General features: G+C 41.4%; 6 protein-coding genes and 1 other RNA gene. All 7 read left to right on the top strand.

From position 1 onward, the window contains the following. The first annotated feature begins 236 nt into the window (after positions 1-236). The 7 genes from AC2117_RS14285 (at position 237) to AC2117_RS14255 (ending at position 12,670) form a co-directional block, all read left to right on the top strand. On the top strand, positions 237-1,388 hold the full coding sequence (locus AC2117_RS14285) for an EmrA/EmrK family multidrug efflux transporter periplasmic adaptor subunit (protein ID WP_133975001.1): 1,152 nt from the start codon (positions 237-239) through the stop codon (positions 1,386-1,388). A gap of 6 nt (positions 1,389-1,394) precedes the next feature. Then, on the top strand, positions 1,395-2,921 hold the full coding sequence (locus AC2117_RS14280) for a DHA2 family efflux MFS transporter permease subunit (protein ID WP_133974999.1): 1,527 nt from the start codon (positions 1,395-1,397) through the stop codon (positions 2,919-2,921). Between the two features lie 304 nt (positions 2,922-3,225). Then, a complete protein-coding gene (ggt, locus tag AC2117_RS14275; RefSeq protein WP_133974997.1) occupies positions 3,226-5,211 on the top strand; it encodes a gamma-glutamyltransferase in 1,986 nt (661 codons plus the stop codon). 160 nt (positions 5,212-5,371) lie between these two features. Continuing rightward, positions 5,372-5,730, top strand: a transfer-messenger RNA (tmRNA) gene (gene ssrA / locus AC2117_RS14270). 87 nt (positions 5,731-5,817) lie between these two features. Further along, entirely contained in the window at positions 5,818-8,097 is a 2,280-nt protein-coding gene (locus tag AC2117_RS14265; protein ID WP_133974995.1) for a type I restriction-modification system subunit M, read from the top strand. Then, complete coding sequence (locus AC2117_RS14260) at positions 8,097-9,416, top strand: restriction endonuclease subunit S (RefSeq protein ID WP_133974993.1); 1,320 nt, start codon at positions 8,097-8,099, stop codon at positions 9,414-9,416. The genes AC2117_RS14265 and AC2117_RS14260 overlap by 1 nt, the downstream gene beginning before the upstream one ends. Next, positions 9,413-12,670 carry a type I restriction endonuclease subunit R gene (locus tag AC2117_RS14255; RefSeq protein ID WP_133974991.1) on the top strand — a complete coding sequence of 1,086 codons (3,258 nt, stop codon included), beginning with the start codon at positions 9,413-9,415 and terminating at the stop codon, positions 12,668-12,670. Before AC2117_RS14260 ends, AC2117_RS14255 begins: the two co-directional genes overlap by 4 nt. Positions 12,671-12,679: the final 9 nt, after the last annotated feature.

Genomic DNA, 12,679 nt, shown 5'->3' with positions numbered 1-12,679 from the left:
TGCGCTTTTTTTATTAATTAAAAAAAAGAATATTTGATAAAAACTTTGAGATAAACATCAATTTAATTAAAACGAACGCATTAGTTGTATTTTTTTATTCTCATATGGTGAGGTTTTAGCGTTAAAATTAGCTCCTTTTGACAATGCGGTATGTCTTGTTTATAGAAAAATAAAAATCTATAACAGGATGTAGTGCGAGATTGATGGCAAAGCCAACCCATCTTTAGGAACATACCATGACTGATGCACAAAGCAATGTAGAAGAAACACTGCCAACCACATCTGCCTCGGATGACAACAATCAAAACAAGCGCAAAAAATTTCTTGGTTTTTTTGCGCTGATTTTATTGATCGCCGCTATTTTATATGCAATCTGGGCATTATTTTTAAATCATTCCGTGAGTACGGATAATGCCTATGTCGGTGCAGAAACGGCTCAAATCACTTCAATGGTAAGCGGGCAGGTCGCTCAGGTTGTGGTAAAAGATACCCAAACAGTACATCGTGGTGACGTGCTGGTTCGTATTGATGATCGTGATGCCAAAATTGCACTGGCGCAAGCTGAGGCAGAGCTCGCCAAAGCAAAACGCCAATACAAACAAACTGCGGCAAACAGTAGTTCTTTAAACTCTCAAGTTGTGGTGCGTGCCGATGAAATTAACAGTGCTAAAGCGCAAGTTGCTCAAGCACAGGCTGACTACGACAGAGCTGCTTTAGAGCTGAACCGCCGTGCGCAACTTGCCGCGTCTGGTGCAGTGTCTAAAGAAGAACTCACTAAAGCACAAAGTGCAGTTGAAACAGCTAAAGCTGGGCTAGAGCTTGCCAAAGCAGGTTTGGCACAAGCGTCTTCAAGCCGTAAAGCTGCCGAAAGCACCTTAGCTGCAAATGAAGCTTTAATTCAAGGTGTAAATGAAGTTTCTACCCCCGATGTACAAGTTGCACAAGCCCATGTTGAACAAGCTCAGCTTGATTTGGAACGTACCGTAATCCGTGCACCAGTCGATGGCGTAGTGGCTCGTCGTAATATTCAAGTCGGGCAACGTGTTGCACCCGGCACCAGCATGATGATGATTGTGCCGCTGAATGATTTATATGTAGATGCGAACTTTAAAGAAAGTCAGTTGAAAAAAGTCCGTCCGGGTCAAATCGTCACCCTTACTTCAGATTTATATGGCGATGACGTTGAATATCACGGCAAAGTGATGGGCTTCTCTGGTGGTACAGGCTCTGCCTTTGCCTTAATTCCGGCTCAAAATGCAACAGGCAACTGGATTAAAGTGGTTCAACGCTTACCAGTTCGTATTGCACTTGACCCGAAAGAACTTGCTGAACACCCACTGCGTGTTGGCTTGTCGATGGAAGCAAAAGTCGACTTATCTGCGAAGTAAACGCTTATGAAAACGCAAACACCTTTTGCCGAACTAAGCGGTGGCCGTTTATTACTGGCAGCGTTTGTTATTGCCTTGTCGAACTTTATGGTCGTGCTGGATACGACCATTGCCAACGTATCTGTACCACACATTACCGGTAACCTTGCTGTTTCAAGTACACAAGGGACATGGGTCGTTACCTCGTATGCAGTTGCAGAAGCGATTTGTGTACCCTTAACAGGTTGGCTTGCGGGCCGCTTTGGAACTGTTCGGGTTTTTATTTTTGGCCTGATTGGTTTTACCATTTTTTCTTTTTTGTGCGGCTTAGCAAACTCGTTAGGCATGCTGGTGTTTTTCCGTATTGGACAAGGTCTATGCGGTGGCCCACTTATGCCACTCAGCCAAACTTTGCTCATGCGTATTTTCCCTAAAGAAAAGCATGCGCAGGCGATGGGCCTATGGGCAATGACCACAGTGGTTGGACCAATTTTAGGACCAATTTTGGGTGGTCTGATTAGTGACAACCTGTCTTGGCACTGGATTTTCTTTATTAACATACCGGTCGGCATTATTTGTGTTTTGGCGGCAATCCGTTTGCTCAAACCAGCCGAAACAGAAACGATTTCTTTAAGAATCGATACTGTTGGTTTAGGTCTGTTAATACTCTGGATTGGTGCGCTACAGCTTATGCTCGACTTAGGGCACGAACGAGACTGGTTTAACAGCACCAGCATTGTGCTACTCGCTTTAACTGCCGCCATTGGCTTTGTGGTGTTCCTCATATGGGAGCTGACCGACAAGCACCCCGTCGTGGATGTGAAAGTCTTTAGGCATAGGGGCTTTGCGATTTCGGTACTGGCACTGTCGCTGGGCTTTGGGGCTTTTTTTGGCAGTATTGTACTGATTCCGCAGTGGCTGCAAATGAACCTTTCCTACACCGCGACATGGGCCGGCTATTTAACTGCAACCATGGGTTTTGGTAGTTTGACCATGTCACCGATTGTGGCAAAGCTTTCGACCAAACATGACCCACGAGCACTTGCGAGTTTTGGCCTGATTTTGCTGGGTGCTGTGACCTTAATGCGGGCGTTCTGGACCACAGATGCTGACTTTATGGCACTGGCTTGGCCACAAATCCTACAAGGTTTTGCTGTACCGTTCTTCTTTATTCCACTGTCGAACATTGCACTGGGTTCGGTGTTGCAGCAAGAAATTGCATCTGCCGCGGGCTTAATGAACTTTTTAAGAACCATGGCAGGGGCGATTGGTGCTTCAATTGCAGTCACGGTGTGGGATGACCACGCCAAAGTTGCGCGTAGTGAAATGGTGTCAAACCTAAATACTGCCGAAGTTCAAAATAACCTTGCGCAAAATGGGTTTACGGCTGACTCGACCTTAGGAATCATTTCAAACCTCGTCGATAAAGAAGCCATTACCATGTCAGCAAACCATGTATTTTTGCTGTTTGCGATGGTATTTGTTTTTGCGGGGCTGGTCATTTGGCTGTGTCCAAAACCCAAAGGGGACGTTGGCGGAATGCCTTCTCACTAAACATCAAAAGCATCTCTTCGGAGGTGCTTTTTTTAGGTCCACTAAAAAATAGAGCGAGTCTATAAATGGCAGATTTTGCCTGTATTTAGCGAAATAAAGCATGCCAGAATCGGGTAAATCAGTTATAAAAGAGTGTGATATCAAGCAAGGAGGCTTAATACAGGGCACAGGATAAAACGCCCTTAAACATTCAATATTATAAAACCTTATTTTTATCAAAGATTAAAAAAACTTAATACCTGAAAACAAAGAAGCTTGCATGGCAATTGCATGGATAGGCAGGCGTATATATTGGAGTTATCACGTGAATAAAAGATATTCATTTTTGTTCAGTAGTTTATTAGCAGTCGGTTTATTACAAGGATGTGGAGATGACTCCTCGTCAGATCAGCCCAAGGATGATTCAAATACAACCCCGCCCAATTTAATTGTAGATAATGACCCCACCAGTTGTAGCAAACTGGCACAAGACGGTTCAAGCGTGGTGGTCGGTTCCAACCAAAATGGTGACCCAGCCGCGCCTGAGGGTGCATCGGGTTATAGACTCGGTAACACGGTTAAATACGCAGATAAATATATGGTGGTGGCAAACACACCACTTGCGGTAAAAGCAGGCTGTGATGTTTTAAGAGCAGGCGGTAGCGCAGTCGATGCCGCCGTTGCGGTACAAGCGGTGCTCGGTTTGGTCGAGCCACAGTCGAGCACGATTGCGGGTAGTGGTTTTATGATGTATTACGATGCCAAAACCAAAAAAGTCACGGCTTACGATGGCCGTGAAACCGCACCAGCCGCAGCCAATGAATATTATTTAATTCGCCAAGATATATATGACCCAAATTCACCTGCACCAGTGCCAAGCGCGCGCCGTAGTGGTCGCTCGATTGGTGTGCCGGGTGTGATGCGTTTGCTAGAACAAGCACAAAAAGAACATGGCAAGCTTAAGTGGAACCAACTCTTTGGTGAAGCGATTGGTTTGGCTGACAACGGTTTCCGCATTCCGGGCCGTTTAGCAGATGCGATTGCAAGTAATGCAAACAGCTTGGCGCTTGATGCAAATGCAATGGCAACTTATTTCTACACAGATGGTTCACCACGCAAAGTTGGTGAAACCATGACCAATAAAGCCTACGCAAAAACCCTAGAAGCACTTGCCACGCAAGGCGCAAATGCACTGCACACGGGGCCGATTGCACAAGCCATTGTGGCAAAAGCAGGCCAGACGATGGGGGATGACCCAGCACGAACTCCAATTACCCCAAGCTTAATGACTTTGCAGGATTTATCGAACTATCAGGTTAAAAAACGCGACCCGATTTGTACGACGTACCGTGACCGTTACTATGTGTGTACCATGCCACCTCCATCTTCGGGAGGGATTGCAGTTGCGCAAACGTTAGGTATTTTAGAAAACTTTGATATGTCGCTCTATCCACCTAAAAACCCTGAAAATGAAGGTGGTGTGCCGGATGTGATGGGTGTGCATTTAGTGTCTGAGGCAGAGCGTTTGGCCTACGCCGACCGCGATAAATATGTGGCAGATACTGACTTTGTCGCTTTACCAGCACAGGGTATTGCAAGCTTTATTGATAAAAATTATTTAAAACAACGTGCAGCATTGATTAACCCGAACCAAAGTATGGGCGTTGCACCAGCGGGTAATTTTAATCCAGCTTCGGGTGTCGACACCACTGTTGAACACGGAACAACTCAGTTCACAATTGTAGATGCCTATGGCAATGTGGTTTCAATGACATCGACTGTTGAATCGAGCATGGGTTCATTCCACATGGTGGATGGTTTCTTGCTGTCGAACCAGTTAACTGACTTTAGCGCTAACCCGCTTGATAGTACTGGAGCACTGGTTGCCAACCGTGTAGAAGGGGGCAAACGCCCACGGAGTACCATGGCGCCAACTTTAGTGTTTAAAGGCACTACGCCAGATGAGTTTTATATGGCAACAGGTTCACCAGGTGGCGGCACAATCATTCAATATGTGGTTAAAACGTTGGTGGGTGCGCTGGACTGGAACTTAAACGCACAGCAAGCCACCTCGCTTGTAAACTTTGGCGCGACCAATAGCAAAAACACCAATGTAGATAGCTCGAATGTGCAGCTTTCTTTGCTTGATTTGATCGAAGGCTTAAAAGCAAAAGGGCATGGCGTTGCCAACACTGCGCAAACCAGCGGTATTTCAACGATTATGAAAGTAAATATTAATAATCAAAGTAAATACGCAGGTGGGGTAGACCCACGCCGTGAAGGTATTGTGTTAGGCAATGGTGCTTTATAGACCACACTTTAAAAAAAGCTGTCTTTTTTGGCAGCTTTTTTATGAGGCCCTTGAAAAAAATAAAAGGCTCTCCATTATGTAAATATGTTCATCAGTAGCGGACTGTTGATAAAATGCACAGTATTTTATTTTAGTTATGCTATGATGCTCATACATTCATGGGGATGTTATTGGCTTCGACGCTGGTGATGAAACTCATAGATGCATGCCGAGAGCGCATTTTCTCTCGTAAATCAAATTTGCATATTTTAGTCGCAAACGACGAAACTTACGCTCTAGCTGCCTAAGGGCAGTTTGTCCGCTTCCTAGAATACTTGTGGTTTAGGAACCCGACCGTAGCGCACGCACACAAGTCCGTATAGAGTCAAGCCTCGGGGCTTTATACCAAACTTAGAGGATCGCAACTTGTACCCTGTTCGTCGGGTCACAAGGTGTTAAAACAATAGACGATATCTAAGCATGTAGTATTCTCGAGCGTAATGCTGGCGGACGCGGGTTCAACTCCCGCCATCTCCACCAAAATTCGAAAAGGCCCCAAATTTAATTATTTGGGGCCTTTTTATTGACCAATTAAAATTAACGGTTGTACACAAGGTTTTAGTAAAAATGACAAATACAAACTTTTCTCAGGTTGCTGCTTTTATTTGGTCTGTTGCTGACCTATTACGAGGGGATTTTAAGCAGTCACAATATGGGAGAGTAATTTTACCTTTTACATTACTACGTCGTTTAGAATGTGTGTTTGAGTCTAGTAAAGCCAGTGTCTTAGAGGCAAATGAGAAAGTGAAGGCGATGCCTTTACCAGAAGAAGCAAAAGAAAAAATGTTACTAAAGGCAACACAGGGCCTATCTTTTTTTAATACTTCAGAGCTTGACTTGAGTAGCCTAGGGCAAAAGAATATTCGAGCAAATCTTGGTAATTACATCCAGCACTTTTCAAAAGATGCGCGTGAAATCTTTGAACATTTTAAGTTTGATGAATTTACGGGTTTACTGGATGATGCAAACTTACTTTATAAAGTCGTTCAGAAATTTGCTTCAACCGATTTAAGTCCAGAAAATATTTCTAATCATGATATGGGCTTAGTATTTGAAGAGCTTATTCGACGTTTTGCTGAAAGTTCAAATGAAACAGCAGGCGAGCATTTTACTCCACGAGATATTGTACGACTTACCACAGGTTTGATTTTTAGCCAAGATGATGATGCCTTAAATAAAGAGGGTGTGATTCGAACCATTTATGACCCAACTGCTGGGACAGGTGGTTTCTTATCTTCGGGTACAGAATATGTTTATGAGCATAATCCTGAAGCGGTGATGCGTGTTTTTGGTCAGGAACTTAATCCAGAGTCCTATGCTATTTGTAAAGCAGATATGCTAATTAAAGGACAAGATGTCCGTAATATTAAGCTAGGAAATACCTTATCTAACGATCAGCTCACTTATGAAAAGTTTGACTATATGTTGTCAAATCCGCCATTTGGGGTGGACTGGAAAAAGATCGAAGATGAAATTAAAGATGAGCATCAACAAAAGGGCTTTAATGGCCGTTTCGGAGCTGGTTTACCCCGTGTGTCTGATGGTTCACTATTATTCCTGATGCATTTAATCAGTAAAATGCGTCAGCCAGATCAGGGTAATGATCAAGGTAGTCGAATTGGTATCATCTTAAATGGTTCACCTTTGTTTACAGGTAGTGCAGGCAGTGGTGAAAGTGAAATCCGTCGTTATATTTTAGAAGCGGATTTGCTTGAAGCGATTATCGCCTTACCTACAGACATGTTCTATAACACAGGTATTGCGACTTATGTTTGGGTACTTAGCAATAAGAAAGATATTGAACGTAAAGGCAAAGTGCATTTAATTAATGCGTCGAACCTCAGTTCGAAAATGCGTAAGTCACTTGGCTCGAAGCGTAACTATCTGACAGATGCAGAAATCAAGACTATTACCCAAAACTATGGCGCGTTTGAAACGGTAGATACACTGACTTTAGATGGTGAAAGTGAACAGCAAAAACCATTCTCAAGCAAAATTTTTAACAGTTATGAATTTGGCTATCGTCGCGTCACCATTGAACGCCCATTACGTTTATCAGCGCAATTGTCTGATGAACGAATTGCAAGTTTACGTTTTGCGCCAAAGCCGTTTAATATGGTGATGCAAAAAGTCTATGAAAGCTATGGCAAAGAATGGACTGAAACGAGTTATGGGCAATTGAGTGATGATCAACACGTTGAAATTCGTGCATTAATCAAAGCTGAATTTAGCGAACTAAAAGAAAAAGATATTAAAACCGTACTTGAGCCAAAACTCTGGTTAGAGCAACGTGCGCTTATGCGTAAAGCGAAAAGCTTACAAACCAAAATTGGTACGGCGCCGTATGACGATTTTAACGTCTTTGATGAGCTACTCAAACATGCTTTAAAAGACATCAATATTAAACTCGAAGCCAAAGAGAAAAAGCAGTTCTTGGATGCCGTCACTTGGAAAAATCCTGAAGCTGAACCTGTGACTAGTAAAGTCATTAAAGCGCAAGAAAATTCGCTATATGGTCAGTTTAGTTATAAGGGCAAAGTGGTTGAGTTTGTACAGGATGGTGACTTACGTGATGCGGAAAACATTTCGCTTGATCCAAGCCAAAGCACCACCGATTTAATAGAGTCTTATTTTAAACGTGAAGTACAACCGCATGTGCCAGATGCGTGGATCAATGCCGATAAGCGAGATGCACAGGATGGAGAAATTGGCATAGTCGGTTATGAGATTCCATTTAACCGTCATTTTTATGTGTATGAACCGCCACGCGATTTAGCAGAGATTGATGCCGATTTGGATGCTGTGAGCCGTGAAATTATGCAACTTCTACAAGAGGTGCATTCTTAATGGTGAAGTATCAAAAGTACGCTGAATATAAAGATTCGGGTGTGGAGTGGTTGGGGGCGATTCCCAAAAGTTGGCAAGTAAAGAAACTTAAATATTTATGTAAGGTTACAACTGGTAGTAAAGATACAGTGAATGCGGTTGAAGATGGGAAATATCCTTTCTTTGTGAGATCTCAGACAGTTGAAAGAATTAATAGTATTGGGGCTGATTGTGAAGCTGTTTTGACTGCGGGTGATGGTGTAGGTGTAGGCAAGGTTTATCATTACTATAAAGGTAAATTTGATTTCCATCAGCGTGTGTACATGCTTTATGACTTTGGGGCTGTGACAGGTAGATTTGTTTACTACTATCTATCTTCAAATTTTTATAAGGTGGCTTTAGGGGGTAATGCAAAATCAACGGTTGATTCTTTAAGATTGCCACAATTTCTAAATTTTGAATTTTCGCTTCCGACAGTCAAAGAGCAGAATCATATTGTTGATTTTCTCGACCATGAAACCGCACAAATTGACACCCTCATTGCCAAACAAGAAAAACTGATTGAACTGCTAAAAGAAAAACGCCAAGCGGTAATTAGTCATGCGGTGACCAAAGGCTTAAATCCGAATGTACCGATGAAAAATTCAGGTGTGGAATGGTTAGGTGAAGTGCCTGAGCATTGGAAAATACCTAGACTGAAACAACTTATTAGATATGGTTCTTCTATTTCTTATGGGATTGTTCAACCGGGAGAGGCACTTGATGAAGGTATTCCTTTCATTCAAACAACGAATATATCTAAAGGCAGTTTTGAACTTGAGGATTTCCAAAAGACCTCATTATCTATTGAGAGTAATTACCCAAGATCAAGATTAGAAGGTGGTGAAGTTATTTTGGGAATTAGAGCATCAATAGGTGCTGCATTTGTTGTACCTATGAGTTTTAAAGGCGTCAATTTATCAAGAGGTATAGCACGTATTATTCCAAATCATTTGCTACGGTCTGATTTTCTAGTTTGGTTTTTTAAATCTAATGCAGTTGATCAATATTGGGGATTAAGTAAACAAGGTAGTACTTTTAGTGAAGTATCAATAGAAACTGTAAAAGAGTTAAGCGTAGTTATACCTCCGATTAAAGAACAAATTGATATAGCCAACTACGTAGAGAATGAGTCTAGTAAATTTGAAAAGCTTATGCTTTCTGCTGAGAATCAAAAAAATCTTCTTACAGAACGCCGTACAGCACTTATTTCAGCAGCTGTGACAGGTAAAATTGACGTTCGTCATTGGCAAATCCCAAATAAGAATAATAATCAAGATAACATGGAGTTAAGTGCATGAGATCGGATGCAACTTTAGAAACGATTTTTCAACAAGACATCATTGCACAAATGCAGAGCCATGGGTGGCAGGTGGGTTCACCGCAGAGCTATAACCGCGAAAAAGCTTTATACGAACAAGACATTTTAACTTTTGTCCAAACTACTCAAGCTAAAGAATGGCAGAAATTTAAAAGCATTTTTCCCAATGATACGGAACGTCATTTCTTAGACACCGTAGTGGCACAGCTTAAAAAAGCGGACATTAACGCCACCGATATTGAATCCCGCAGTTACGGGACTTTGGGCGTATTGCGTCATGGACTGAAAACTCGTGGTACACGTTTTTCATTTTGCCAGTTTAAACCTGAGCATGGTTTAAACCCTGAACTCAATGAAATTTATAAACAGAATATTTGTCGTGTTGTACCTGAATTAGTATATAGCCCATATGCCAACAAAGCCGAACTCGAAGCGACAGGTAAACAAGCAAAAAAATGGCGCATCGATTTAGTCCTGTTTATTAATGGTTTTCCAGTCGCAACGCTAGAACTAAAGTCAGAATTTAAACAAGCCGTACAAAATGCCATGGCACAGTATAAAAAAACACGCCTGCCAAAAGACCCTGAAACCAATAAGCCAGAACCGTTATTGACCTTTAAACGCGGTGCATTGGTGCATTTTGCGGTGAGTCAGTATGAAGTCTATATGGCAACTCATCTCAATGGCGACAGTACCTATTTCTTGCCATTTAACAAAGGCACCAAAGAACAAGGTGCAGGTAATGATGTCCCTGACGATAAAAATAAATATGCAACAGGTTATCTATGGAATGAGGTTCTAACCCCAGATAGCTTGCTTAATATTATTGGTAACTTTATACATTTACAGATTGAAGAAAAAGAAGATTGGGAAGGGCGAAAATATAAAAAAGAAAGCCTGATTTTTCCACGTTATCACCAGTGGAAAGTCGTGACCAAATTAGTCGAAGACTCCTTGGCAGAAGGTACAGGACAAAAATATCTGATCCAGCACAGTGCAGGTTCAGGTAAATCTAATTCAATTGCATGGACCGCACATCAACTGTCTAGCCTATATGATGCTAACAATAAAAAAATGTTCGATTCAGTGATTGTAGTGACTGACCGAACGATTCTCGATGCACAGCTACAAGATACGATTTATCAGTTTGAACATGCTGACGGTGTGGTCGGACGAATTAATAATAAAGAAGGTGATGGTTCCAAATCTGAAAAATTGGCAAAAGCTTTAGAGATGGCGCAGCCAATTATTATTGTGACCATTCAAACTTTCCCATTTGTACTGCGTGCTATTGAAAATAGTACCAGCTTAAAAGAACGTAAATATGCCGTAATTGCCGATGAAGCACATTCTTCGCAAAGTGGTTCAACTGCACGCCAGCTAAAAGAAACTTTGATGCTTGAGGAGCGTGATGAGGATGATCAACTCTCTTCAGAAGATGTGCTCGATGCGGTCATGGCATCACGTAAAGGTAGCCAGAATTTAAGTTTCTATGCCTTTACTGCAACACCAAAAGATAAAACGCTCCAGCTATTTGGACGTTTGCCAAATCCTGAACTACCGCCATCCAAAACCAATAAACCCGAAGCCTACCATGTCTATTCAATGCGCCAAGCAATTGAAGAAGGCTTTATTTTGGATGTCTTAAAAAACTATACAAACTATAAAGTCATATATAAGTTAAAGCAGAAAATTGAAGAAAAAGACGATCAGGTCGATGCAAAAAAAGCCAAGATTAAACTGAATCAATGGGTACGTTTACATGACCATAATATTTCTCAAAAAGTACGTGTGATCATTGAGCATTTTAAAAAGAATATAATGGGCCTATTGGGTGGCCAAGCAAAAGCGATGGTGGTAACGAGTTCACGTAAAGAAGCTGTACGCTATAAGCAAGCCTTTGATAAATATGTGGCTGAACAAAATTATGCCAATATTCAAGCGATGGTGGCATTTTCAGGTGAGGTTGAGTTTTCAGAAAATGATGCAGATAGTAGTCATTTGCTTGGGAAAAAATTTACTGAAAGCAATATGAATTTGAACTTGAAAGGCCGTGAAATGCGTAAGGCATTTGACAGTGATGACTTTCAAGTAATGATTGTGGCAAATAAGTTCCAAACAGGTTTTGATCAACCAAAACTTTGCGCCATGTACGTCGATAAAAAATTAGGTGGTGTGGAATGCGTACAAACCTTATCACGCTTAAATCGTATCTATTCTGGTAAGGCAGAGTCCGGCACATTTGTACTGGATTTCTTTAACGATCCGCAAGATATTTTGGGTGCGTTCCAACCTTATTACCAAACAGCAGAACTAGCAGACGTTTCTAATCCTGATATTGTCTATGACTTAGCTGAAAAACTTAAAGCAGCACGTATTTTCCTCATGACTGAAGTTGAGCAATTTGTTGATGCTTTCTATAGCAAAAATAAATCGAATGCTGCACTCGCCAATATTTGTAAACCCGCGATGCAACGTTGGCAGCAAAGCTATACGAAAGCAATCAATGATTATGATGTGACAAAAAATCGTTTGGAAATTACTAAGCGAACAGGCGAACCCGTTTTAATTGCTAATGCTGAAAATGAATTTGCCGAAGCGATAAAAGCACGTGATGCACTCGAAATCTTTAAAAAGGATTTAGGTAGTTTTACGCGCTTTTATGACTTTATGTCGCAGATTGTAGAATATAACGATAAAGAACTCGAAAAAATCAGTTTATTCGCTCGTAACTTACGTCCTTTATTGCGTGAGCAAGCGGCTGATGAAGATGTGATTGACTTAAGTAATGTTGCTATGAGCCATTATCGACTCTCTAAGATTCGGCAGCAGGATATCCAACTTAAAGCCAATAGTACTGAACATAAATTAGAACCAGCTAATGATTTGGGTACGGCAAAGCCAAAAAATAAAAATGAAGAATTTTTATCAGTCATCTTGCAGTGTGTAAATGAAGTATTTATTACCGATAAGCTGACAGATCAGGACATGATTAATTATGTATATACGGTAGCAGACAAGATGTCTGAAAACACTAAAATGATGAAACAAATTCAAAATAATACTCGTGAACAAGCAATGTTGGGTGAGTTTGATAGTGCTTTAGATGATGCTGTTTTAGATAGTAATACTGCACATAATGAACAAACTATGCAGTTGATGAGCGATCCATCTAAAATGCGCCAGTTTGCGAATATTATTTATGATGTATTAGCGAGTAAATCTGAACTTTAGAAGTTAATT

The sequence above is a fragment of the Acinetobacter calcoaceticus genome, assembly GCF_900520355.1.
GTDB lineage: Bacteria > Pseudomonadota > Gammaproteobacteria > Pseudomonadales > Moraxellaceae > Acinetobacter > Acinetobacter calcoaceticus_C.
This window is presented reverse-complemented; position numbering and strand designations above follow the sequence as displayed.